The 22,224-nt window shown below is 69.0% G+C and carries 18 protein-coding genes and 3 pseudogenes; 14 read left to right on the plus strand and 7 right to left on the minus strand.

From position 1 onward, the window contains the following. Positions 1–26: 26 nt before the first annotated feature. Positions 27–2,258 carry an alpha-L-fucosidase gene (locus OG975_RS46945; RefSeq protein WP_406335937.1) on the minus strand — a complete coding sequence of 744 codons (2,232 nt, stop codon included), beginning with the start codon at positions 2,256–2,258 and terminating at the stop codon, positions 27–29. A gap of 422 nt (positions 2,259–2,680) precedes the next feature. Here OG975_RS46945 and OG975_RS46950 point away from each other — a divergent pair, with 422 nt between their 5' ends. The 11 genes from OG975_RS46950 (at position 2,681) to OG975_RS47000 (ending at position 13,554) form a co-directional block, all read left to right on the plus strand. Continuing rightward, positions 2,681–3,742: a sugar ABC transporter substrate-binding protein gene (locus OG975_RS46950; protein WP_406335939.1), complete on the plus strand. Its 1,062-nt coding sequence runs from the start codon at positions 2,681–2,683 to the stop codon at positions 3,740–3,742. Positions 3,743–3,787: 45 nt separating this feature from the next. Continuing rightward, on the plus strand, positions 3,788–5,350 hold the full coding sequence (locus tag OG975_RS46955) for a sugar ABC transporter ATP-binding protein (RefSeq protein WP_406335940.1): 1,563 nt from the start codon (positions 3,788–3,790) through the stop codon (positions 5,348–5,350). Next, positions 5,343–6,380 (plus strand): ABC transporter permease, encoded by a 1,038-nt coding sequence (locus OG975_RS46960; protein ID WP_327426910.1) that lies wholly within the window; start codon positions 5,343–5,345, stop codon positions 6,378–6,380. Before OG975_RS46955 ends, OG975_RS46960 begins: the two co-directional genes overlap by 8 nt. A 94-nt stretch (positions 6,381–6,474) precedes the next feature. Then, positions 6,475–7,809, plus strand: coding sequence for an enolase C-terminal domain-like protein (locus OG975_RS46965; RefSeq protein WP_406335941.1), 1,335 nt, complete (start codon positions 6,475–6,477; stop codon positions 7,807–7,809). Between the two features lie 60 nt (positions 7,810–7,869). Next, positions 7,870–8,307, plus strand: coding sequence for an RbsD/FucU domain-containing protein (locus tag OG975_RS46970; protein ID WP_327426908.1), 438 nt, complete (start codon positions 7,870–7,872; stop codon positions 8,305–8,307). Further along, a complete protein-coding gene (locus OG975_RS46975) occupies positions 8,304–9,374 on the plus strand; it encodes a zinc-binding dehydrogenase (RefSeq protein ID WP_406335942.1) in 1,071 nt (356 codons plus the stop codon). The genes OG975_RS46970 and OG975_RS46975 overlap by 4 nt, the downstream gene beginning before the upstream one ends. After that, on the plus strand, positions 9,371–10,132 hold the full coding sequence (locus OG975_RS46980; RefSeq protein ID WP_406335943.1) for an SDR family oxidoreductase: 762 nt from the start codon (positions 9,371–9,373) through the stop codon (positions 10,130–10,132). Before OG975_RS46975 ends, OG975_RS46980 begins: the two co-directional genes overlap by 4 nt. Beyond that, entirely contained in the window at positions 10,117–10,761 is a 645-nt protein-coding gene (locus OG975_RS46985) for a bifunctional 4-hydroxy-2-oxoglutarate aldolase/2-dehydro-3-deoxy-phosphogluconate aldolase (protein WP_406335944.1), read from the plus strand. The genes OG975_RS46980 and OG975_RS46985 overlap by 16 nt, the downstream gene beginning before the upstream one ends. Next, on the plus strand, positions 10,758–11,795 hold the full coding sequence (locus tag OG975_RS46990) for a PfkB family carbohydrate kinase (RefSeq protein WP_406335945.1): 1,038 nt from the start codon (positions 10,758–10,760) through the stop codon (positions 11,793–11,795). Before OG975_RS46985 ends, OG975_RS46990 begins: the two co-directional genes overlap by 4 nt. A gap of 35 nt (positions 11,796–11,830) precedes the next feature. Continuing rightward, on the plus strand, positions 11,831–12,841 hold the full coding sequence (locus OG975_RS46995) for an aldo/keto reductase (protein WP_406335946.1): 1,011 nt from the start codon (positions 11,831–11,833) through the stop codon (positions 12,839–12,841). After that, a complete protein-coding gene (locus OG975_RS47000; RefSeq protein WP_406335947.1) occupies positions 12,832–13,554 on the plus strand; it encodes a FadR/GntR family transcriptional regulator in 723 nt (240 codons plus the stop codon). Before OG975_RS46995 ends, OG975_RS47000 begins: the two co-directional genes overlap by 10 nt. A 141-nt stretch (positions 13,555–13,695) precedes the next feature. On the opposite strand, the gene OG975_RS47005 is transcribed toward OG975_RS47000, so the two are convergent. The 4 genes and pseudogenes from OG975_RS47005 to OG975_RS47020 form a co-directional block, all read right to left on the minus strand. Next, entirely contained in the window at positions 13,696–14,091 is a 396-nt protein-coding gene (locus OG975_RS47005; protein WP_406336761.1) for a DUF6805 domain-containing protein, read from the minus strand. Beyond that, on the minus strand, positions 13,986–14,915 hold the full coding sequence (locus OG975_RS47010) for a DUF4986 domain-containing protein (RefSeq protein ID WP_406336762.1): 930 nt from the start codon (positions 14,913–14,915) through the stop codon (positions 13,986–13,988). Before OG975_RS47010 ends, OG975_RS47005 begins: the two co-directional genes overlap by 106 nt. Then, positions 14,901–16,000, minus strand: a pseudogene (locus OG975_RS47015) (beta-L-arabinofuranosidase domain-containing protein); the annotation flags it as partial. The gene OG975_RS47010 and the pseudogene OG975_RS47015, both read right to left, overlap by 15 nt. A 77-nt stretch (positions 16,001–16,077) precedes the next feature. Then, positions 16,078–16,206: pseudogene (locus OG975_RS47020) on the minus strand (1,4-beta-xylanase); the annotation flags it as partial. A 154-nt stretch (positions 16,207–16,360) separates the two neighbouring features. Here OG975_RS47020 and OG975_RS47025 point away from each other — a divergent pair. Further along, on the plus strand, positions 16,361–16,570 hold the full coding sequence (locus OG975_RS47025; RefSeq protein WP_406335948.1) for a LacI family DNA-binding transcriptional regulator: 210 nt from the start codon (positions 16,361–16,363) through the stop codon (positions 16,568–16,570). Here the strand turns inward: OG975_RS47025 and OG975_RS47030 are convergent. Then, the gene (locus OG975_RS47030) at positions 16,546–18,465 is read right to left on the minus strand and encodes an alpha-L-fucosidase (RefSeq protein WP_406335949.1); all 1,920 of its coding nucleotides are present in this window, start codon (positions 18,463–18,465) and stop codon (positions 16,546–16,548) included. The genes OG975_RS47025 and OG975_RS47030 overlap by 25 nt on opposite strands. 406 nt (positions 18,466–18,871) lie before the next feature. On the opposite strand from OG975_RS47030, the gene OG975_RS47035 reads away from it, so the two are divergent. Together OG975_RS47035 and OG975_RS47040 are read left to right on the plus strand one after the other, a co-directional pair. Beyond that, positions 18,872–20,410 carry a non-reducing end alpha-L-arabinofuranosidase family hydrolase gene (locus OG975_RS47035; protein WP_406335950.1) on the plus strand — a complete coding sequence of 513 codons (1,539 nt, stop codon included), beginning with the start codon at positions 18,872–18,874 and terminating at the stop codon, positions 20,408–20,410. 182 nt (positions 20,411–20,592) lie between these two features. Beyond that, positions 20,593–21,183 (plus strand): annotated as a pseudogene (locus OG975_RS47040) (FadR/GntR family transcriptional regulator); the annotation flags it as partial. A 39-nt stretch (positions 21,184–21,222) separates the two neighbouring features. Here the strand turns inward: OG975_RS47040 and OG975_RS47045 are convergent. Beyond that, positions 21,223–22,188: a glycoside hydrolase family 6 protein gene (locus OG975_RS47045; protein ID WP_406335951.1), complete on the minus strand. Its 966-nt coding sequence runs from the start codon at positions 22,186–22,188 to the stop codon at positions 21,223–21,225. Positions 22,189–22,224 lie beyond the last annotated feature (36 nt).

Raw genomic sequence — 22,224 nt, forward strand, 5'->3', positions numbered from 1 at the left:
ACGTCAGCGGTAGCGGGCTCTGCCGGCTACAGCGCGGTGAAGGTCCACAGCAGGTTGGTGCTGCTGCCGTAGGTCCACTGCTTGGTGATGGAACCCGAGTCGACGTTGCCGCCGCCGTCGAGGGCCAGGCCGGTGGTGCGGCTGGTGATGGAAAAGTGGTCGCCGCCGCGGTGGGTGATCGTCCACTGCTGGTTGGTGCCATCGTTCCAGGCGGCCTGTCTGGCGGCGGAGCCGTCGGCGGTGGCGCCCCAGCCGTCGGCGACCATGCCGTTCGTGCGGTTGACCAGCCTGTAGTAGCCGCCTCCGACAGCCTCCGCATGCCACTGCAGGTTCGAACTGCCGTCCCAGGTCCACTGCTTGAGGTTGGAGCCGGAGGCGACGTTGCCGCCGCTGTCCAGGGCGAGGCCGTTGGTGGCGTTGGTGATCCGGAAGTACGTCGCCGGGTTGAACTGGACCTTAAGTGAGGTGATCTGGTCGTTGTTGCCGGTGACCCTGAGGTCGGGGTTGTCGGCGGTGAAGGTCCAGGAGGTACCGGCGAAGTTGTCTCCGGAGTAGCCGATCACCTGGTAGCCGGGGGCCGGCCGGAGGGAGGAGAGGGTGCGTGGGCCCGGTCCGGCCGCGGTCAGGTCGGCCGCGGTGTAGTCGCCGACGGTGAGGACGGCGGCGTCGCCGGTGTAGTTGACGTCCGTGAAGGCAATGGCGCCGGCGAGCGGCCGCAGGCCCGGGATCGTGCCGGAGAAGGTGAGCTTCAGGGCGTAGGCGCCCGCGCTGTACGGCGCCGAGGACGGCAGGGTGACGGTGAGGCCGGAGGAGTTCTGGGCCGGCGTGGGCAGGTCGATATAGGTGCCGGCGGTGTTCCCGAGAAGCTTCACCGAGGTGAGCGAGGAGAGGTTGATCCGGTCCGAGCTGAGGGTCTTGATCGTCAGGGAGCTGCCGGGCCAGCCCAGGACGGTGGCGTACAGGACGTTGTCGGCCTTGTTGCGAGTGAAGCGGATGTCCTGCGGCGTGCCGGCGTGCGGGGTGGTGAACGCACCGCCGCCCATCTTCGTCGGGCCTTCGCCGTATGCCGTCCAGGCGCGGGTCGCGTACACCGACTCGCCGAAGCGCTTCAGGTGGTCTCCGATCCCGAGCAGGATGTCCTTCTGCGCCTGGGGGATGGTGCCGTCGGCCATCGGCGCGATGTTCAGCAGCACGTTGCCGTTCTTGCTGACCCGGTCGATGAACGAGTGCAGCATCTGCTGGATGGTGTAGTAGCCGATGCCCTGGGTGTAGCACCAGCTGGAGCTGGAGATGCTGTCGTCGGTCAGCCAGTACGGGGTGGTGATGTCGGCCGGGCCGCCGCGTTCGTAGTCGAAGACCTCGCCCTTGCCGTTCATGCCGTCCTTGTAGGTGGCGACGACTTCACGGCCCCAGCTGTTTGCTTGGTTGTAGTAGTACGCCAGGAAGTTCAGGCGCTGTGTCTCGTCGACGGCGTCCATCTTGAAGTCCTGCCACAGGATGTCGGGTTGGGCGCGGTCGATGACCTCTTTGAGCTTGTCGAACCAGAGTTGGTTCTCCGCGGATGAACCCAGCTGCCCGTAGAGCTTCTTGAGGCTGGGGTCCGTCTGGGCGGGGACGAATTCGTAGAAGCCGTTGTAGTGGTACGCGTGGTGCATGGCCACCAGTAGCTTCAGGCCCTTGGCGCGGATGGCCGTGGAGAACAGCCGCAGCAGGTTCAGTCCCGGACCCTTGTCCACCGAGTTCCACTCGTTGACCTGGCTGTCCCACATGGAGAAGCCGTCGTGGTGCTCGGCGACCGGGCCGGCGAACCTGGCGCCGGCGTCGACGAACAGCTGCACCCATTCGTCGGGGTCGAACTTTCCGCCGGCCGACTTCAGCTTCGGCGCGAACTTCACGGTGTTGCCCGCCAGGTCCTTCGCTCCGTTGATGAAGTTGTGGTAAGGCCATGCCGATGGCTGGCCGTAGGTCGCGATGTGGTGCTGGTTGGCGTTGCTGCCCGCCTGGTACATGCTCCGCGGGTACCACTCGTTGTCGTAGGCGGGGACGCTGAAGGCGCCCCAGTGGAAATAGATCCCGAACTTCGCGTCCTGGAACCACTCCGGGGCCGGAGGGTGCTGGTCGACCGAGTTCCAGTCGGGCGTGTAGGTGCTGGGCGCCGCCTCGGCGACACCGGCACTGAACACACCTCCGGCAACGGCCGCCGTGGCCACGCAGGTTGCGGAGGCCAGGAACTGACGTCTGTTGATCGAGCTCGACATGGACACATCCCTGATGCGGAAGGGGACAGGGGGAATACAGGGCCACGCATGAAGGTCGGCCATGCCGCCATGGGATGTCAACCAGCGTGCAGGGATGAAAGTGACCAATGCTTCGGGCGAGATGATGGATTTGTCTTGATCTGTTGTGCATTGCGATCACGTAAACATGGCATGTCTTGCAGTGCTTCATGGTCAGCCGTGAGCCATCAAGGGGCGACGATTGATGGGATGGATACTCCCCTGTGGATACCCCTCCTGTACTCGCAGGCGTCTACGAGCTGGGACTTCATCGTGAATTGTACAGAGGGGTGGACAAGCGGCCGAAAGTCGCTCTATAAACATCCCATCTCTACTGCGCGGCGATACATGGATGTCGTCGAAGCGAAACCTTCCCACTACGGGACCGGCGCGAGGAAGCACCGATGAGACTGAGAACCGCCCTCTGTTCCACCGTCTCCACCCTGTCCGCGCTCGCGCTGCTCAGTGCGTGCAGTAGCGGCTCCACGTCGGCGTCGGCGGGTGACGCGCCGCTCGTGGGCGTCGACTACCCGCGCTCCGACACCGACTTCTGGAACTCGTACATCAAGTACACGCCGGAGTACGGCAAGAAGCTCGGCCTCTCGCTCAAGACCACCAACTCGCAGAACGACGTCGCCAAACTCACCGCCAACGCACAGACGTTCATCAGCCAGGGCGTCAAGGGCATCGCGATGGCCCCGCAGGACACCGCCGCCATCGCACCGACCCTGGCGCAGCTGGAGTCGAAGAAGATCCCAGTCGTCACCGTGGACACCCGTCCGGACACCGGCAACGTCTACATGGTCGTCCGCGCCGACAACCGGGCCTACGGCGAGAAGGCGTGTCAGTACCTCGGCACCAAGCTCGACGGCAAGGGCAAGGTCGTCATGCTGGAGGGCGGCCTCGACTCCATCAACGGCCGTGACCGCACCGAGGCGTTCAACGACTGCATGAAGAAGAACTACCCCGGCATCAAGGTGTTCGGCGAGGCCACCAACTGGGACGGGGCCGTCGCCGCGCAGAAGCTGCAGACCGACCTGACCGCCCACCCGGACATCAAGGGTGTCTACATGGAGGCCAGCTTCGCCCTGTCCGGCACGCTCCAAGTCCTCAAGCAGAAGGGCCTGTTGGTCGACCCAAAGGACAAGAAGCACGTCTTCGTCGTATCCAACGACGGCATCCCCGAGGAGCTCAAGTCCATCGCCGCCGGGAAGATCGACGCCACGGTCTCCCAGCCTGCCGACCTCTACGCCAAGTACGCCCTGTTCTACCTCAAGGCCGCGATCGATGGAAAGACGTTCAAGCCCGGCAAGACCGACCACGACAGCACCATCATCAAGGTCCGTGACGGCGTGCTGGAGGACCAGCTCTCCGCCCCGCTCGTCACCTCCGACGGCGCCACCTATGGCGGTGTGCCCAGCGTCAAGAGCGACGACAAGTCGCTGTGGGGCAACAACCTCGGCTGATCCCTCCTCCGGCACGCAACGGCTCACGAGAACAAGGCGGTTGAGATGAGCGACGGGGAGCGAGCGGTCACCCCCGTGCCCGCCCCGGCGGACGACGGACGGGCCCCCTCGGACCCGCCCGTCGTCGAGGCGACGGGCATAGTCAAACGATTCGGTCCGACGGTGGCCCTGAACGGCGCCCGGATCACCATCAGGCCCGGCGAGACCCACGCGCTCGTCGGCCGCAACGGGGCGGGCAAGTCGACCCTGGTGTCAGTCCTCACCGGCCTTCAGACCCCCGACGAGGGAACGGTCACCTTCGGCGGCGAGCCGGCTCCCCGGCCCGCCGACCGGGACGCCTGGCGGCAACGCGTGGCCTGCGTCTACCAGAAGTCCACGATCATCCCCACGCTGACCGTCGCCGAGAACCTCTTCCTGCACCGGCACGACCACGGACGCAGCCGGCTCATCAGCTGGCAGGCCACCCGTCGCCGCGCCCAGGAACTGCTGGCGACCTGGTCGGTGGACGTAGACCCGTACACCCCTGCGGGCGAACTGAGCGTCGAACAGCGGCAGTTCGTCGAGATCGCCCGCGCGCTGTCCTTCGGCGCGCGGTTCATCGTCCTCGACGAGCCGACCGCCCAACTCGACGGGGCAGCCATCAACCGCCTCTTCGGCCGAATCCGCGACCTGCAACGCCAGGGCGTGACCTTCCTGTTCATCAGCCACCATCTCCAGGAGGTCTACGAGATCTGCGACATGGTGACGGTCTTCCGCGACGCCCGGCACATCGTGACCGCGCCGGTCGCGGAGCTCCCCCGCGTCGAACTCGTCGCCGCCATGACCGGTGAGGCGGCAGCCGGCCGGCGCGAGGAACGGGCGAGCACCCTCGCTCCCGGCGCCACGGCCGCACTGAGCGTCCATGCTCTGCGAGGCGACGCATACGACGACGTCGGCTTCCAGGTCGGGGCCGGTGAGATCGTCGGCCTCGCGGGCGCCGCCGGCAGCGGACGTACCGAGGTCGCCGAGACCGTCGTAGGGCTGCGGGCGGCAGCTGCGGGCGAGGTGGAGATCGCCGGGCGGCAGCCCCGGCCGGGCAGTGTGCCCGCGGCGCTCGCCGCCGGTGCCGGGTTCGTTCCGCAGGACCGGCACCACCAGGGCTTCGTGCCCGACATGTCCATCGCGGACAACGCAACCCTGTCCGTACCGAAGCGCCTTGGCTCGAACGGGTTCCTCAGCCGCAGCCGCCGGGACCGGCTCGCCGAGGGCATGATCGAGTACCTGGCGATCAAGACCCCCGGTCCCGAACTGCCCGTCTCCGCCCTGTCCGGAGGCAATCAGCAGAAGGTCGTCATGGCCCGCGCCCTGGCGAACGACCCGCGTCTGCTGGTCCTGATCAACCCAACCGCGGGCGTGGACGTGCGATCCAAGGAATTCCTCCTCGGCAAGGTCGAGGAGACCGCGGCCACCGGCACCGGAGTGCTCATCGCCTCCGACGAACTCGACGATCTGCGCATGTGCGACCGGGTCCTGGTGATGTTCCAGGGCCGTGTGACCTCAGAGATCGCCCGCGGCTGGCACGACCACGACCTCGTGGCCGCGATGGAAGGAGTGGACCTCAATGCCTGAAACCGTCCTCGCGGACACCGCGGCCCCCAGGGAAACGGTAGCGAAGCGAACCACGCTGCTCGGCGGCCGGATACCCCTGGCGCGCCTACGCGATCTCGCGCTCGTCCCTGCCATCGTGGTCATCGCGATCGTCGGCCAGATCGTCAACCCGGTCTTCCTGCAGGCCGACAACCTCATCAACGTCCTGCAGACCATGTCCGAGATGGCCCTGCTGGTCCTCGCCCAGGCGATGATCCTGATCGTCAAGAAGATGGACCTGTCCCTTGAGTCCACGATGGGCCTCGCGCCCGGCGTGGCGGCCTGGCTGGTGGTGCCGACCGGCGCGGGACACGGTCTCGGGTTGCTGTCCGGCGCCTGGGCGATCCCGGTCACGCTTGCCGTGGGCGCGCTGGTCGGCGTGATCAACGCTCTGCTGATCATCCGCTTCGGTCTCAACGGCTTCATCGTCACCCTGGGCATGCTGATCGTGCTGCGCGGTGTCCTCACGGGCATCTCCGGCGGCCAGACCTTCTTCCAACTGCCTGATTCGATGCTCTACCTGGGCACCGCCGAATGGTTCGGGATGCCGGCCTCCATCTGGATCTGCCTGGTCCTGTTCGCCGTCGCCATCGTCGTCCTCGGCTGGACCAGCTTCGGCCGCTCGCTGTACGCCATCGGCGGCAACGTCGACGCGGCGAAGGCGGCCGGCATCCGCACCGACCGGGTGCTGTGGATCGTCATCGTCACCGGCAGCGTGCTCGCCGCCCTCGCTGGGCTGATGCTCTCCGGACGGCTGGCCTCCGTCGCCTCCGCACAGGGCAACGGCTACATCTTCACCGTCTTCGCCGCCGCCGTGATCGGCGGGATCAGCCTCAACGGCGGCAAGGGCACCATGTTCGGGGCGTTCTGCGGCATCCTGCTGCTCTTCATGATCCAGAACGTGCTCACCCTGGGCGGTGTCCCCGCCCAGTGGATCGGCGCCCTCAATGGCCTGATCATCCTGGTCGCCCTCGCCATCTCCCGCATCACGGGCGGCAAGGTCCAGGAGTGAACAGGGCGGCCGTTAGGGCCGCCCGACACCCTGCGCCGCCCCATTTCACGTCGCAAGGGCCCGTATTGCCCCTGCTCTCACAGGAGTTGCCGCCATGTCATCCGCCCTGCCCGCTTCCCCGGCTTCTGCCCGCATCACCGCCCTGGACGTCCTGGACGTGCGCTTCCCGACGTCAGAGCACCTGGACGGGTCGGACGCGATGAACCCCGAACCCGACTACTCCGCCGCCTACGTCGTCCTGCGCACCGACGCCGGTGACGAACTGGAGGGCCACGCCCTGGCGTTCACTACCGGCCGCGGCAACGATGTCCAGGCGGCGGCCATCGCGGCCCTCGCCCCACACGTGGTCGGCCTCTCGGTCGAGGAGGTCTGCGGCGACCTCGGTGCCTTCTCCCGCTCCCTGGTCCACGACCCCCAATTGCGCTGGCTCGGCCCGGAGAAGGGCGCCATCCACATGGCCACCGGCGCGGTCGTCAACGCCGCCTGGGACCTGGCCGCCAAGCGCGCCGGCAAGCCCGTGTGGCGCTTCCTCGGCGAGATGTCGCCCGAGGACCTGGTCGCACAGGTCGACTTCCGCTGGCTCAGCGACGCCCTCACCCCCGAGGAGGCCCTGGAGATCCTGCACCGCGCCGAACCCGGCCGCGAACAGCGCATCGGCGACCTGCTCGACCGGGGCTACCCCGCCTACACCACCACCCCCGGTTGGCTCGGCTACTCCGACGAGAAACTGGCCCGCCTGGCCCGCGAGGCCGTCACCGACGGCTTCACCCAGATCAAGCTGAAGGTCGGCGCGGACCTGGAGGACGACGTACGCCGCATGCGCACCGCCCGCGAAACGGTCGGCGACGCCATCCGCATCGCCGTCGACGCCAACCAGAGATGGGACGTCCAGCCCGCCATCGACTGGATGCGCGCCCTGGCCCCCTACGACCCGTACTGGATCGAGGAGCCCACCTCCCCCGACGACATCCTCGGCCACGCCGCCGTCCGCAAGGCCGTCAGCCCTATCAAGGTCGCCACCGGCGAGCACATCGCCAACCGGGTCGTCTTCAAGCAGCTCCTCCAGGCCGGCGCGGTGGACATCGTGCAGATCGACTCCGCACGGGTCGGCGGCGTCAACGAGAACATCGCGATCCTGCTGCTCGCCGCCAAGTTCGGTATCCCCGTCTGCCCGCACGCCGGCGGCGTGGGCCTGTGCGAGATGGTCCAGCACCTGTCGATGTTCGACTACGTGGCCGTATCCCGCACGGTCGAGGACCGCGTCATCGAGTACGTCGACCACCTGCACGAGCACTTCGTCGACCCGGTGCGCATCGTCGACGGCCACTACCTGGCGCCGACGCTGCCGGGACTGAGCGCGCAGATGCGCCCCGAATCCCTCAAGGAGTACACGTACCCCGACGGCCCGGTCTGGTCCGCCCGTGTCTGACGTGTCTGACGTGCCGGACCGCTGCGCCGCCGCCGTCGGAAAGAAGGAGGGGACGCTCCCGTGCTCCTGACCGAACTACTGCATCCCGGCATCCTCGAATCCCTGGCCGGCGCCGGTCACGGTGCCCGCGTCCTGCTCGCGGACGGCCACTACCCGGCCGGCACCGCCACCGGTGAGCGCGCCAGGACCGTCCACCTCAACCTGGCGCCCGGCCTGTTGGACGTCACCACCGTGCTCGACGTCCTGCTGCGCGCCCTGCCGGTCGAGGCGGCCCACGTGATGGTGCCGCCGGAGGGCGAACCGGAGCCGACGGCCATCGCCGAGTACCGCTCGATGTTGGCACCCATCCCGGTCGACACGCTCGGGCGCTTCGAGTTCTACGACGCCGCCCGCTCGCCCGACCTGGCGCTGGCCATTGTCACCGCCGACACCCGTACCTACGCCAACCTGCTGCTGACCATCGGTGTCCGCGCTGAAGGGACCCTGACGACACGATGACTCTTGCCGTCCGTTACGTTTCCGCCCGCACGCTGGACACCGCGGTCGTCCAGGCTCCCGAACCCGGTCCGGGTGAGGTGGAGTTGGCGCCGGCTTTTGTCGGTATCTGCGGTACCGATCTGCATATCTTCCACGGTGACATGGATGCCCGGGTGTCCGCGCCCGCCGTCCTGGGACACGAGATGTCCGGCCGGATCGTCCGGGTCGGTGCGGGTGTGGAGGGCTGGGAGCCCGGGGACGCGGTCACGGTGATGCCGCTGCGCTGGGACGACACCTGTCCGGCCTGCCGCGCGGGCCATCAGCACATCTGTCAGCACCTGGACTTCATCGGCATCGACTCCCCGGGCGCGATGCAGCAGCGCTGGACGGTGCCGGCCTCGACGCTCATCAGGCTGCCCGATTCCGTTCCCCTGGAGCGGGCCGCGCTCGTCGAGCCGACGGCGGTCGCCGTGCACGACGTCGGCCGGGCCGAAGTCACCGACGGCGAGAAGGTCGTGGTGGTCGGCGGTGGACCCGTAGGCATCCTCATCGCCCTGGTCGCGCGGGCCCAGGGCGCTGAGGTGCGGGTGGTGGAGCTGAGCGCCCACCGTCGGCTGCTCGCTGAGCAGTTGGGGCTGGCCACCTGGGACCCGGCCGCCGTAGATGTACCCGAGATGGTCGGTCAGTGGACCGCGGACGCGGGGGCGGATGTCGCGTTCGAGGTGTCCGGCGCGGCGGGCGGCGTGGACACGGCCGTGGACGTGCTGGGTGTGCGGGGCCGGTTGTGTCTGGTCGCCATTCATCCCCGGCCCCGGGAGGTGAATCTGCACCGTTTCTTCTGGCGTGAACTCACATTGGTGGGCGCACGGTTGTATGAGCGCTGCGACTTCGAGAAGGCGGTGGCCCTGGTCGCCGACGGCACCATTCCGGTCGAGCGGCTGATCAGCAAGGTCGTCCCGCTCACCCAGGCGCCCGCCGCGTTCGAGGCTCTGGAGGGCGGCGGCGACGTGATGAAGATCCTCGTGGACTGCACCGACGACAGCACCGAAACCGACACCACCACCGACACCGAGGGAGTGGCCGTATGACCGCCTTGGACCTCACCGGGAAGCTCGCGGTCGTGACCGGGGCCCGGCGTGGCATCGGCCGGGCCATGGCCCGCGCGCTCGCCGAGGCCGGCGCGGATGTCATCGGCGTCAGCGCCACACTGGAGGCCTCCGGCAGTGCGGTCGAGAAGGACGTGCGCGCCGCGGGCCGTTCGTTCGAGGCGATCCGCACCGACTTCGCCGACCCGGAAGCCGTCCGGGCGCTGGGTGCGGAGCTGGCCGGGCGGGCACGGCCGGTGGACATCCTGGTCAACAACGCCGGCACCATCCGCCGCGCCCCGGCCGCCGAACACACGGATGCGGACTGGGAGTTGGTGCTCCAGGTCAACCTCACCGCGCAGTTCGCGCTGACCCGGGCGGTCGGGGCGGCGATGGTGGCCCGCGGCCGGGGCAAGGTCATCTTCACGGCGTCGCTGCTCAGCTTCCAGGGCGGCATCACGGTCCCCGGCTACACCGCCGCCAAGCACGGCATCGCCGGACTGACCAAGGCGCTGGCCAACGAATGGGCCCCGCACGGCGTCAATGTCAACGCCCTCGCCCCCGGCTACATCGCCACCGACAACACCCAGGCCCTCCAGGACGACCCGCAGCGCAGCAAGGCCATCCTGGAGCGCATCCCGGCCGGCCGCTGGGGCACCGCGGACGACCTCGCCGGCGCCACCGTCTTCCTCGCCTCGAACGCCGCCGCCTACATCCACGGCGTCACCCTGCCCATCGACGGCGGATGGCTCGGCCGATGAACCACCCCGACCCGGCCACCATCCTGGCCGGAGCCCGCCTCCTGCCCGTACTGACCGTCCCAACCGAGGCCAGCGCCGGCCCACTGGCCGACGCACTCACCGCGGGCGGTGCCCGGTGCGCCGAGGTCACCTTCCGCACCCCGAGCGCCGAGCGGGTGCTCAAGGCAATGGCCGCGCACGGTGGCCTGGTCGTCGGCGCCGGCACCGTAATCACCCCAGAGCAGGCGGAGCGGGCTGTGGCGGCCGGGGCCCGCTTCGTGGTCTCGCCCGGCTTCGACGAGGAGGTCGTCGCGAAGTGCCGCGAGCTGGGCGTGCCCGTGGTGCCCGGCATCGCCACCGCCACCGAGCTGATGCGCGCCCTGAAGGCGGGCCTCGACATCGTCAAGCTCTTCCCCGCCGAGCAGCTCGGCGGCCTGCGGACACTACGCGCGCTCGCCGCCCCCTTCCCGCGGATGCGCTTCGTACCGACCGGCGGGATCGACGCTTCCCGCCTGGCCGCCTACCTCGCCGACCCGGCGGTCCTTGCCGTCGGCGGTAGCTGGATGGCCACTGCCGACCACCTTCGGCGGGGCGACTACGACGAGGTCCGGCGGCTGACGGCCGATGCGGTGGAGAGGAGTACGACGTGATCGACGTGGTGGCCCTCGGCGAGGTGATGCTGCGCTTCGACCCGGGCGAGGGACGGATCCGCACCGCCCGCTCCTTCCAGGTCTGGGAGGGCGGCGGCGAGTACAACGTCGTCCGGGGGCTGCGGCGCTGCTTCGGCCTGCGCACAGCGGTCGTGACCGCCCTCGCCGACAACGCGGTGGGCCGGCTCGTCGAGGACCTGATCCTCCAGGGCGGCGTCGACACCTCGCTGATCCGCTGGACAGCCGACGACGGCATCGGCCGCACCGCCCGCAACGGGCTGAACTTCGTCGAACGCGGCTACGGCATCCGCGGCGCGCTGGGCGTCAGCGACCGCGCCCACACCGCCGTCTCCCAGCTGCGCAAAGGGGACGTCGACTGGGACACGGTGTTCTCCGGCGGGGTGCGCTGGTTCCACACCGGCGGCATCTTCGCCGGCCTGTCCGACACCACGGCGGACGTCGCGGACGAGGCCATGGCCGCGGCCCGCCGCCATGGCGTCACCATCTCCTACGACCCCAACTACCGTCCCAGCCTCTGGGCCGGCCGAGGCGGCGCCGACGCCGCCCGTGAGGTCGACCTGCGGCTCGCCCGGCAGGCCGACGTCGTGGTGGGTGCCCTGGGCCTGGCCGGGACGTACCCCGGACAGGCGCGCGTCGGGGCCGACGAGGTGGCCGACGCGCTCGCCGAGGTGGCCGCCCTGCTGCCCGAGGCGACCGTCCTGGCGACGACCCTGCGCGAGGTGCCCTCGGCCGGGATCAACGACTGGTCGTCGGCCGCCTGGTCCGCCGAAACGGGCTTCGTCACCGGCCCCCGGATGCCCGCGCTGCATGTCCTGGACCGCATCGGCTCCGGCGACGGCTTCGCCGCCGGCCTGATGTACGGACTGCTCAGCGACACCGGCCTGGAGCGCGCCCTGGCCTACGGCACCGCCCACGGTGCGCTCACCATGACCACGCCCGGCGACGTCTCCATGGCCTCGCTCGCCGAGGTCGAGGCGCTCATCGCGGGCGGGTCGGCCCACGTCAGTCGCTGACCGGCGCCCCGTCGCCCGTATCCCAGGAGCACGTCTTGCACCAGCGGAAGATCCAGAACACGTCCGTCTCCGTCACCGAGCTCGGCTTCGGGGCGTCCGTGATCGGCAACCTCTACCGGGTCACCCCGGCCGGTGAGGCGGCAGCCGCCGTCGACGCGGCGTGGGAGGCCGGAATCCGGTACTTCGACACCGCACCGCACTACGGCCTCGGTCTTTCCGAGCGTCGTCTGGGCGCCGCGCTGCGGGGCCGCCCGCGTGACGAGTACGTCATCTCCTCCAAGGTGGGCAGGCTGCTCGTGCCCAACGAGGAACCGCGCGGTGTCGACACCGAGGGCTTCGTCGTACGGGACGACCTGCGCCGGCAGTGGGACTTCAGCCGGGACGGCGTGTTCAGCTCCATCGAGGACACGCTGGAGCGGACCGGCCTGGACCGGCTGGACATCGTCTACCTGCACGATCCGGACGCCCACTGGCGGCAGGCGGCCGAGGAGGCCATGCCCGCGCTGGCGGAGTTGCGCGACCAGGGTGTGATCGGGGCGATCGGCGCCGGCATGAACCAGTCGGCGATGCTCGCCCGCTTCCTGCGCGAGACCGCCGCCGACGTGGTCATGCTCGCCGGCCGCTACACCCTCCTCGACCAGTCCGCGCTGGACGACGTCCTGCCCGCCGCACAGGAACACGACAAGAGCGTCGTCGCGGTCGGCGTCTTCAACTCGGGACTGCTCTCCCGCGACCGGCCCGCCCAGGGCATGAAGTACGACTACCAGGACGCCCCGCCGGCCCTGGTCGCCCGCGCCCGCGCGATCGCCGAGGTCTGCGCAGGCCACGGGACCACGCTGCCCGCCGCCGCGATCGCCTTTCCGCACACCCATCCCAGTATCATCAACGTCACCCTCGGCATGCGGACTGCGGAACAGGTCGGACGGAACGTGGAACTCCATGATCAGCACGTCCCGGACGGCCTCTGGGACGATCTCCGCGCTCAGGGGCTGATCAGGTCGGACGTGCTCATGGGGCACGGTGGGGGGGATGTGCGGTGTCTCTGACGGACAAGGCCATTGAGGAGCTCCGTGAGCTGATCCGGTCCGGTGCCCTACCTCCGGGTTCGAAGCTTCCACCGGAGCCGGACCTGGCCGCTCAGCTGGGCCTGTCCCGCAACCTCGCCCGCGAAGCGGTCAAGGCGCTGGCCGTCGCGCGGGTTCTGGAGGTCCGGCGGGGCGACGGCACGTATGTGACCAGCCTGCAGCCGAGCCTGCTGCTGGAGGGGCTCGGCGGCGCGGTGGAGCTGCTGCAGGGCGATTCGGTCGCGCTGCAGGACCTCATGGAGGTACGGCGGCTCCTCGAACCGATGGCCACGGCTCTTGCCGCCACCCGGATCTCGGACGGCCAACTTGCCGAAGTGAAGCGGCACTTGGACGCGATGCGCGAGGCCCGCGAGGACGTCGAACAGCTCAACGTGCACGACGCCGCGTTCCATCGCGCCGTCGTCGCGGCCACGGGCAACGAGACCCTCCTCACCCTCCTGGAAGGGATCTCCGGCCGCACCCTGCGCGCCCGCATCTGGCGCGGTCTGGTCGACGACAAGGCCGCGGGCCGCACCCTCGCCGAGCACGAGGCGATCTTCAACGCGCTGGCCACCCGTGACTCCGCCCTCAGCCAGGCCGCCGCACTGCTGCACGTGAGCAACACCGAGCAGTGGCTGAGGGAACACCTGCGCTCCGGCGAACCCCTCCCCTTCGGAACGGCAGCGCGGGAGTGACGGGCGGGCGCTGCCCGCCACGGTGCCGGCTCGCGTTACCGTCCCTCAGTGTGTGGGGCCCGTGGCGCGCCTCAAGCAGCGAGCACGGCAGCCCCGCAGCATCGCGGGGAGGCCGTGCTCGCTCGAAGGCCGGTGGTCACGTCAGCGCAGCAGGCGTACTTCGCGCAGCCGGATGGTGGTTGCGGGGCCAACCGCTTCGAACCGGATCTCGGCGGTCCCGGCACGACGGTTTGCGTCCAGCGGGAGTACCTGGGAGATTTCCTCGCCCTCGGGATGCGACAAGGGCGTGAGCGTGCCCAGCACATGGCCGTCGACCAGCACACGGGTCGATCCGGCAGTCGGGTCCGAGAGGTGGGTCACCTGTAGGCCGGTGGCGGTGCCGTCCGGGTCTGTCAGGCGGTAGGACCACCATCCCGTGGCGGCCCGCCACGTCAGCCCGTCGGTGAGGCCCGACCATGTGTCCCGCCCCGTGAACCGGTAGTCACTTTCGGGCTGTTGCTCGCCGGCGGCAACGGGGTCAACGGTTCGGTCGTGCAGCGCGAGTGCCGCTTCGTCGGCCGCGCGCAGCTCCGCCCGCCGCTCGTGGAGCCGCTCCGGTTCCGCCAGGGGAAGCAGAGGTGGTAGCGGGATTCGTGGATACCGGCGAACGGTACGAGGACGACGGACTCACCCGGTCGCGCGTCCACGTGCTCCAAGGTGAACTCCAGCCGGTCCGGGGCAAGTTGACGTACGCCGACCGCCGGATCGGAGGTGCTCCGGGTGAGTACGACGGGCAGGTGCTCCAGGGGGCGCAACGGGCCGTCGGCGACATGTCCCATCCTGGACTCGTCGGCGAAGTGCCCGACCAGGTCGCCCCGGTCGCACTCGGCCGCGAGGACGGTGGGCCCGAAGCGGAACGACACCCACGGCGAGCCGTCAGGGAGCAGCTCGGCGCTGATGCGCGGGGGGAGACGCACGGTGATCGTGTCCCCTGCGCGCCACTGCCGCTCCAGACGCACGTATGTCACGGGCTGTTCGCCTGCCCCGCGGCGCGTCGTGAGCGGGGCGGGGCCATCCTCGGGCGGTGCGCCCTTGATACGGACCTGCGGCGTCCCTTCGTGCCAGGTGGGGACGCGTATGTGGATCGCCACAGAGGTGGCGGGAGCCCCGCTCAGCACGAGGTTGACCTCGTTGTCGTAGGGGGCCGTTCCGGTCTGCTCCAGCACCAGGTTCTGTTCGGGCAGGCTGAGCCGGGAGGCGATGAAGAGATTGACAAACAGGTCGCCGCCCTCGGCGGTGTACACCAACTCGCCGTACTTCGCATGGCTTTCCAGCCCAGTGCCGACGCAGCACCAGAAACAGTTCTGGGGCGTCGACACCACGCGGTAGTGGCCCGGTCGCACCGGCGTGAAGTACACCAGCCCGCCCTTGCGATGCAGGGACGACAGGATGTGGTTGACCGTCGCGCGCTCGTACTGATCGAGCACCTCGGCGTCCGGCTCTTCGAGGAACAGCGCGCGGCTCAGTTTGAGCATGTTGTACGTGTTGCAGGTCTCGGGGCCCTCCGGCGACTGGAGCGCGGAGCTGAAGTCGTCGCGGGGGTGCAGGTGTTCGCGTACGGAGTTGCCGCCGAAGGAGAACGTCCGGCGCCGGGGCATGGTCTGCCAGAAGAACCGGGCGGCGTCCCGCAGGCCGGGGGCGTCGGCGACCTCACCGAGCCGCTGGTATCCGAAGGCCTTGGCGATCTGGGTGTTGGCGTGCATCCCGTCGAGGACGTCGCGGTGGTGGCGCAGCGGGCCGAGCAGGGCCTGGTCGAGGAAGCGCCGCGCCAGGGCGGCGTACCTGTCTGTGCCGGTGACGTCGGCGAGGTCCGCCAGAACCTCGCACATCCCGCCGAACTCCGTGCGGAGCATGGCTTGGTGGGTGTCGTCGTCCATCCCCGACGCCACCTGGTCCCACCAGTCGGCCAGCCGTCGGACGGCGGTCAGCGCCAGGTCCGAACCGGTGTGCCGGCGTCCAGCAGGCAGGCGAAGAGCTTGTGCAGGTTGTACCACGGCACCCAGGCGCCACCGAGCTCGAACGAGTCCCGCTCCACCTGCCCCGCGGCGACCCGCTGCAACAGCCGCACGCCGTCGGGAATGCGCCCGACATAGCCGGTGCCCAGAGCGTCCTGGCATTCGACGACGCCCTGGACCAGACGTTCGACCATGGCTTTCGGCCGGGGATCGTCCTTCACCGCGCTCATGAGCGCGGCACCTGACAGCGCGTGCCCGACGGTGTGTCCGTCGAGACCCGAGTTCTCCCAGTTGCCGTAGGACTCGGCGACCGGTGGCAGTCCGGCCTCACGCCGCAGGGGCGCGAGGAGCCGGTTGGTGTCGAGGGAAAGGAGGTAGTCGAGAGCGATGGTCTGCGCGTCCAGGAGCGGGCCGGGGAGAAGGCGTACCGCGCTGCGGGGGAGGGACTGCATGACTGCTCGTTTCTTCGTTCAGACGCTTCGGCCCTGCGGGGAATGGTGGTTCAACAATCGCTCTCGTGCCCGCCGCGCGCACTCAGTAGCCGGTCGTATTCCTCCTGCGTGAGAGGGAGCACCGAGCCGTGCTTGGCCTCAGGGGGCAGTCGGTAACTCGTGGACGGGATCCACTTCCCGGAGTCGAGATCGGTCGTCTCGCTGGGCCGATGCGCCTCCGTGGGCTCCGGTGAACACCCGCCCGTTCAGCACCACGGTGGTCACCCGCACCGGGGAGCGGCCGGTCCCGGCCTCCGATGCCGGGTAGGCTGAGTGATCAAGTTCTTAACCACAAGCCGTTCTGCGGTAGTTGGGGTGCGCATGATCAGCTCGCGCTCCTGGCGGCGTCCCACGCTCGGCGCCGTGGCCGCACGGGCAGGGGTGTCCACGGCCACGGTGTCGAACGCACTCAACGGCACCGGACGGCTCTCCGAGGCGACCAGGCAGCGCGTGCTCGCCGCGGCACGCACCCTCGCCGACGCCGACGCCGACGCCGACTTGGCGCTTTACGCGCTCAGGGGCCGGTCGTAGATCTCCAGGCTGCGGATCGAAGCCCAGGTGCCGCTGGGAAGCCCGGTGACGGTCACCCGCACATACCGTGCCTGCGCGCGGAAGACGGACACCTGCACCTGGCTGGTGCCGGTGGTGGCGGTCAGGTCGGCCAGGGTGGTCCAGTTGGTGTTGTCGGTGGAACCCTCGATCCGGTAGCGGTAGTTCGTGGCTGCGAACTCCCAGGCGATACGGGTGCCGGTGAGCGACCTCTCCGACCCCAGGTCCACTTTCAGCCACTGTCCCGTGTTGCCGTTGTTGGCGCACCAGCGGGTGGCGGTGGAGCCGTCGAGGGCCTTGGCCGCGGTGTTGCCCTGGGAGGTCTCCTCGCTGCTGGCCGTGGCTGTCTTCCCGGCGGCGATGGAGGCCGGCTGCACCGGGCGGTCCAGCGTGACGCCGACGACGCTGTCCTCGGGGATGCGGGTGCGGTTGACGCCAGTGACCGTCACTCTGCCGTCCGAGCCGACGGTGAACGACAGGTCGGCTCCCGTCGCCACGTCGAAGACGCGGGTGACCTGCGCGTCTCCGGTGGACGGGGTGGTGAAGGAGGTGCCGCTGTAGCCGGGCAGCAGGTGGACGTAGAAGGTGTTGTCCTTGTACGTGAACCCGTACTGCCCGTCCACCGGCTGCCACGGTCCGCCGCGCGTGCCGTAGACGGCCTGGCCACAGGTGGACAGGAAGGAGCCGACCCTGCGCACGACGGCGGCCTGGTCGGCGGGAACCACGCCGGTGCGGTCGGGGCCGACGTTGAGGAGGCAGACCATGTTGCGCACCCAGGAGTTGACCAGGATGTTCATGATGGTGCCGAAGCTCATCACGGGTGCGCCGGCCTTGTAGCCCCAGGATCCGCAGATGGTGAAGTTCTTCTCCGCCAGACGCCCGCTGCGTATCGCCCCGGCGGGGATTGCGCCGCCTTCCTCGCTGAGGTAGTCGCCCATCCAGCCGGAGCGCGGGTTGACCACGATGTCGGGCTGGTGCTTGCGCACCACGCCCATCACACCGAGGGGGCGGCCGGTGCCGGCGTCGGTCTCGCTGTAGGCGGCGTCCACTGGCCACTGGTTGGCGCCGTCGCGGAGCTTGCCGGGTTCCCAGAAGAAGGCGGAGTCCGCGTCGGAGCCGTGCTGACCCAGCCAGCCGCCGTCGAAGTAGATGTCGTCGATCTTGCCGTACTGGGTCATCAGCTCCTTGACCTGCTGGTACACCTCGTTCTTCATGATCCGCGCGTTCTCCTTGTGCGCGGGATCGGTGGTGTAACCCCACCTATTGGGCAGGCAGTTGGTACCGGTGACGTCGTAGTAGCCGGGATAGCGCCAGCTCATCGGGGAGTAGTAGAGACCGACCCTGAGCCCGGCGTCGCGTACGGCGGTGACGTACTCGCCGATCAGGTCCCGCCGCATCGGAGCCTGTCCGGCGTGGAAGGCGTTGGGGTGGGTGGACGGCCACAGGGCGAAACCCTCGTGGTGACGGGTCGTCAGCACGGTGTACTTCGCACCCATATCCTTGGCCAACTGCGCCCAGTCGGCCGGTTTGTAGGCGCTCGCCGTGAACTGCTCGCCGGTCGTGTCGGTGAAGTACTTCCGGTAGTTCTCGGGCGGGACGGCGGAGTTCTCCATGTACCACTCGCCCCTGGCCGGGCCGGAGTAGACCCCCCAGTGGATGAACATGCCGAGCTTGGCGTCCTGCAGCCACTGGATCTTCTCGTCGGACTGCTGCTCGATGCCCAGCTCCGACTGGGGGACCCGCAGCGGGAGAAGAGGCAGCGGCTGGGGGGCGGAGGCGGCGTGCGCCGGTGTCACCAGCGTCGGCGAGACGGCTGCGGCAACCGTCATGGCGGCCATGCCGGTCAGCACTGTGCGGCGACTGATCGGTTCGGACAAGGATCTCTCCTGACTCTTCGCAGAACAGCACGGACGGTGGTACGGCGCAGGTCGGAGCAGGCACAGGGAGGGCGTCCCCGCGTGAACCGCATGTCACCGCACCATCCAAGAACATGGGATGTATTCGTGGGTACGGAAGGGGTTGCTGTCCATAGGCGGGACGTGAATCCCTGAATTCGCAGGAGTTGAGAGGTTGCCTTCTGGCTACCGGGACGCTCGTCGTGGGATGTATTTACCTTAGCGTAACTATTGACGGGGACATGTCGCGTGCCTAGTGTCCTGCGACGGAACCGAACAGATTCCAACAATCTGAAGCCCTGTCCTTGGGAGTCGAGTGCCGGCGTGGCTGCCTGCCTCGGGACACGCACCGGTGGACGGGCAGCCGCACCCGGCAAGGGAGAGACAGATGAAGGGCATGCTCAGGGCACGCAGGGTCCCGTGGTGCGGGAGGCGTACGGGGGTGCTGACCGCGGTGACCGCCTTGCTCGCGGCGTTGCTGACCGGCTTGGGCGCTGCGGGGTCGGCGCGGGCGTCCACTGTGGATACGACCGTGTCGTATGTGCTGGTCAACCGTGGCAGCGGCAAGGCGCTGGACGTGGCCGGGGCGAGCAGTGCCGACGGGGCGGGTCTCACGCAGTGGACCCGTACCGACAGCGCCAACCAGCAGTTCCGGTTCGTCGACTCGGGCGGCGGCTACTACCGGCTCAAGGCGCAGCACTCCGGCAAGGTGCTGGACGTCTACAACTACTCCACCGCCGACCACGCGGATATCGTGCAGTGGAGCGACCTCAACGGTACCAACCAGCAGTTCCGGCTGGCCGATTCCTCGGACGGTTACGTCCGGCTGATCAACCGCAACAGCGGCAAGGCCGTCGAGGTCGACAACGCCTCCACCGCGGACGGCGCCAAGGTCGTGCAGTACACCGACTGGGGCGGGGCCAACCAGCAGTGGCAACTGGTCCGCGTCGGCGCCGGCAGCGGCGGCGCACTGCCGTCGACGTTCCGGTGGTCCTCCAGCGGCGTTCTGGCCGGCCCGAAGCCGGACGCACAGCACCCTGACGCGGCGGCGATCAAGGACTTCTCGATCGTGCGGTACAACAACCAGTGGCTGACCTTCGCGACCACCGCCAGCCCTTCCGGCTGGGGTCTGGTGCAGTTCAACTTCGACGACTGGTCTCAGGCCGCCTCCGCACCGCAGACCTACCTTGACACCTCGCCCATGGGCTCCGGCTACCGGGCCGCGCCCCAGGTGTTCTACTTCGCGCCGCAGAACCTGTGGTACATGGTCTACCAGACCGGACCGCCCACCTACTCCACCAGCACCAACCCCGCCGACCCGCACTCCTGGTCCGCGCCGCGCACCCTCATCTCCCAGGAGCCGCCGATCGTCACCCAGAACAAGGGAAACGGCACCTGGATCGACTTCTGGGTCATCTGCGACACAGCCAACTGCCACCTGTTCTTCAGTGACGACAACGGCCACATCTACCGCGCCCAGACCAGCCTGGCGAACTTCCCGAACGGGTTCGGGAACACGCAGATGGTCATGTCGGACACCAAGAACAACCTGTTCGAGGCGACCAACGTGTACAAGGTCGTCGGCAGCGACCAGTACCTACTCCTCCAGGAGGCCATCAGCAACACCTCGGGTCGGCGCTACTTCCGCTCCTTCACCTCCAGCAGCCTCACCGGGAACTGGACACCCCTGGCCGCCACGGAGAACGAGCCCTTCGCCAGCCGCAACAACGTCACCTTCCCCGGCGGTGCCTGGACCCAGGACATCAGCCACGGCGAGATGGTCCGTGCCGGCAACGACCAGACCCTGACCATCAATCCGTGTCGACTGCAGTACGTCTACCAGGGCATGGACCCGGGCGCCGGGGGCGACTACATCCGCCTGCCCTGGCGGATGGGTCTGCTCACCCAGACCAACTCCACCTGCTGACCGCCTGGACCATCGCCGCGGATCCACGCACCCCGCCGGGCAACTCGCCCGGCGGGGTAACGGCGCTGCCTGCCGTGCCGCCACCGCAGCCGACCCGGGCTGACCCTGCGTGACATCGCTCGGCAGGCGGGTTTGCCGTGGGCCGTCGACCTCAGCCGCGGTGGTGCTCCGCCGTACCTGTCACCAGCAGGGCGGTGGTGCGGGAGGCCGTGAAGATCCTCTCGGCGCTCGGCCGGGTCCGGGCGCACAAGGGGCGCGGGCTGTTCGTCGCGGACGACGAGGGCATGCTCATCACCAGCCGCTGGGGCGGCTTCTTCCGCCCCGTCGACCTCGATCACGTGCTCATGCTGTTCGAGTTCCGCAGGGTTCAGGAGATGGCCGCGAGCAGTCTGGCCGCCACCCGTGCCACGCCCGCCGAGCTGCGGACCATCGAGGTGGCCATGCAGCAGTGTCGGCACGGGTTCGTCAACGGTCAGGTCGAAGTGTTCAACGAGGCGGACAAGGACTTCCATATGGGCGTTGCCGTCGCCTCGCACAACACCTTCCTCGTCAGCGCCGTGCGTGACGCGCGCCGACTGCAGCGGCAGTCCAGCGCGATAGGGATCCACGACACGCTCGGTGAAGGAACCGAGGCCGCGGTCGTGGAGCACGAGGTGATCTACCGGGCCATTCGCGACGGCCGGCCCGACGAGGCGGCCGAGGCCACGGCGACACACCTCGACAGGACCCTCGAGGACTACCGGCGGGAGATCCAGCGACGCCTGTTCGGATAGACGTAGAGGTGCTCCGACCTGCCCCGGCGGTGGCTCCGTTCAGTAGCCGTAGATCATCTTGTAGGCGACCTCGGGGAGGAACTGTCCGGCCGAGGAGCCGGTGCCGGCGCCGCAGTTGCCGTCGGACTCACCAGGGACCTTGATCCACAGGAGCATCTCGGCGCCTCCGCCCAGCCGGGTGGGGGTGCCGATCCGGCGGCCTGAGGGGTTGCACCACTGGCCGTTGGAGCCGTTGCCGTTGCGGCTGGTGTCCACGACGAACGGCTTGGTGTAGCCGTACCGGGCGCTGAGTTCACTGTTGACGGCGTTGCCGTACGCGGTGTTCTCGGCCGTGGTCAGGTAGTTGGAGACGTTGAGCGAGAAGCCGTGGGCCTGTTGGAGGCCGGCTTCGTGGAGGCGCCGGGCCATGGTCGCCGCGCTCGCCCAGGCCGGGTTGCCGGCGTCGAGATAGACCCAGGTGTTGGGAGCCTGGCGGTTGAACTCGGCGAGCGCGCCGGTGAGCATGCCCTCGCGTTCGTCGATCTGGGCCTGGGTCATGCAGCCGTAGTCCCCGAGGGAGTCCGGTTCGAGGACGACGACGGCCGGACGGCCCGCGATCCCGCCCGCGAACTGGGCGATCCAGTTCGTGTAGGCGGACGGCGAGGAGGCTCCACCCGCGGAGTGCCCGCCGCAGTAGTCGCGGTTGTAGATGTTGTAGGCGACAAGGATGGGCAGCTTGTCCCGGGCGTCCGCGGCGCCCACGTACGCGCCGGTGGCGGTGCCGATGGTGCCGCTCCAGGAGCCGAACCAGCGGGCCGTCGGGGTGTTGGCGATGGAGGCGTTGATCGCGGGCGCCCGGCCGTCACCTTGGTTGGCGGCGACCCACCGCTTCGCGCTGGAGTCGGGGTCCACGTAGAACCCGTTGGTCATGGTCGTCGGGTCGGCCGCGTGGGCGGACGGTGCGGTGGCGAGCGCCAGCGGCAGCGAGGAGAGCGCTGCTACCAGAACGAGCAGTCTGCGGCGCATGACGGTACCTCGGCTTTCTGACAGGGATGCGTCCGA

Source organism: Streptomyces sp. NBC_00203 (assembly GCF_045206325.1).
Taxonomy (GTDB): domain Bacteria; phylum Actinomycetota; class Actinomycetes; order Streptomycetales; family Streptomycetaceae; genus Streptomyces; species Streptomyces lutosisoli.